Source organism: Rhodococcus sp. DMU2021 (assembly GCF_019641445.1).
Classification (GTDB): Bacteria; Actinomycetota; Actinomycetes; order Mycobacteriales; family Mycobacteriaceae; genus Rhodococcus; species Rhodococcus pyridinivorans.
The window spans coordinates 1-1,645 of sequence record NZ_JAIFKB010000076.1 but is presented as its reverse complement, the minus strand read 5'-3'; the positions used below and the strand labels follow the sequence as shown (position 1 = coordinate 1,645).

Sequence of the window (1,645 nt, the reverse complement as noted above, 5' to 3'; positions counted from 1 at the left end):
GACGGCGCATTCGTCGACATCCGGGTGCGCGAGCAAGGCTTCCTCGACCTCGGCGGGGGACAGGTTTTCACCTCGCCGCCGAATCACTTCTTTCTGGCGGGCAACAAACGTGTATGTGCTGAGGTGGGCCCTTCGTAGTGGTCCAGTTGTTGTGCGACTCTGTTGCCCGAGTGTTTGGGCAGGAAGAATCGACGACGACATGGCAGGTAGCAAGCGCCGGCGGCATACGCCGGATCAGATCATCCGCAAGCTGGCCGAGGGCAACAAGCTCCTCGGGACCGGGCAGGAGTTGGCTGAGGTGTGCCGGCATCTGGAGGTCACAGAGTCGACCTGGCATCGCTGGGTGGCCCAGTACGGGGGCATGAAGGCCAATGACGTCAAACGCCTCAAAGAACTCGAAGCTGAGAACGCTCGGCTCAAGAAGTTGGTCGCCAACCAGGCCCTCGATATCGACATGCTCAAGGAGATTTCGTCGGGAAACTTCTGACCCCGAACCGCAAGCGCAGCGCCGTGACGATGCTGCGTGAGCGGTTCGGGGTATCTGAGCGGCGAGCATGTGCTGTGGTGGGCATCCACCGCTCCACGATGCGACTGCACCCAGCGCCGATCACCGCGGAGGAAGCCGAGCTGCGGTCCTGGCTACGTGGGTTTTCCACCGACCGGCCCCGCTGGGGCTGGCGACGCGCCGCGATCGCCGCGCGCAAAGCGGGCTTCACGGTCAACAACAAACGCATCCGCCGCCTGTGGCGCGAGGAGGGGCTGCGAGTTCCCCAGCGCCGCAGGAAGAAACGGCTCACCGGAATCGGGACCGCGGTTGGGGCGATGTGCCCAATCCGGCCGAACGTGATCTGGGCGATGGACTTCCAATTCGACACCACCGCCGACGGCCGAACCATCAAAATGCTCAACGTGATCGACGAGTTCACCCGCGAAGCCCTGGCGATCCACGTCGACCGCGTCATCAACGCCGATGGCGTGGTTGACGTTCTCGACCGCCTGGCCCTGATACATGGTCCACCGTGCTACGTGCGGTTCGACAACGGACCGGAATTCGTCGCTCACGCCGTCAACGACTGGTGCCGATTCAACGGCACCGGATCACTATTCATCGACCCCGGCTCCCCGTGGCAGAACGCCTGGATCGAATCGTTCAACGGCCGCCTGCGCGACGAGCTGCTCAACTCCTGGCGCTTTGACTCCCTGCGCGAAGCCCGGGTCATCATCGAAGACTGGAGGATCGACTACAACGCCAACCGACCCCATTCGGCCCACCACGGACTCACCCCCGCCGAGTTCGCCCTACAGTGGACCACGACCCACCAACCCCAAGCCGCATAGCGACTGGACCATCGAATGGGTCCCCCTCAACTCGGCATCGACTCACTGTCGAAGTCGCAGGTCTCACGCATGGCCGAAGACCTCGACGAGCAGGTCGCCGCATTCCGGCACCGCCGCCTCGACGAAGCCGGACCGTTCACCTTCGTCACCGCCGATGCGTTGACGATCAAAGTTCGTGAGAACAAGCAGGGTCTGTCCGTTAAACGGTGTGTGGGGCCCGGCGGTTCTCATTAGTGGATGGTTCTTTCGAGCCGTCCAGCGAAGGTGATCGCGAACGCGTTCAACGCAGGCTTCCACCTCATCACCC

Annotated in this window: 1 protein-coding gene and 1 pseudogene; both read left to right on the top strand. The window is 63.0% G+C overall.

What is annotated here, in order from left to right; genetic code table 11:
* The first annotated feature begins 199 nt into the window (after positions 1 to 199).
* A protein-coding gene (locus K3M35_RS25690; protein ID WP_085948638.1) for an IS3 family transposase occupies positions 200 to 1,338 on the top strand; the annotation gives its coding sequence in 2 pieces (ribosomal slippage) (positions 200 to 470 and positions 470 to 1,338; 1,140 coding nt in all).
* Between the two features lie 30 nt (positions 1,339 to 1,368).
* Positions 1,369 to 1,518: pseudogene (locus K3M35_RS25685) on the top strand (transposase); the annotation flags it as partial.
* Between the last annotated feature and the right edge of the window lie 127 nt (positions 1,519 to 1,645).